The sequence below is a fragment of the Bartonella sp. CL63NXGY genome (assembly GCF_042194905.1).
Lineage (GTDB): Bacteria > Pseudomonadota > Alphaproteobacteria > Rhizobiales > Rhizobiaceae > Bartonella.
This window is the reverse complement of record NZ_JBHINK010000126.1, coordinates 1-298: the sequence shown is the minus strand read 5'-3', so window position 1 is coordinate 298 and position 298 is coordinate 1. Positions and strand designations below refer to the sequence as shown.

Here is a 298-nt window from a genome sequence, read left to right as displayed (position 1 = left end):
AAGGCTCATTCTAACACCTGTATCCACAATATCATCAACAATCAAAGCTGTCTTACCCTTTACATCCCCAATAACATACTCGGGAATCTCCTGGTTGGTTCGCTCACGAACTTCATCGTTACGATTATCGATAATGGCAATAGTTGACTTAATCCGTTCCGCAAACTTACGTGCAAGATTAACACCCGCATGATCAGGAGCAACTACGACAACATCATCTCCAACTAAGCCTTCTTCTTCAATGTACTTAGTAAACAGACTTGTTGCTTGCAGGTGATCAACAGGGATATCAAAGAAT

Annotated in this window: 1 protein-coding gene; it reads right to left on the bottom strand. The window is 41.3% G+C overall.

Annotated features, from left to right (window positions below):
- Window positions 1-298 (bottom strand): phosphoribosyltransferase family protein (locus ACFIK0_RS09655; RefSeq protein WP_375663954.1); only part of this gene is annotated, 298 nt, incomplete at both ends.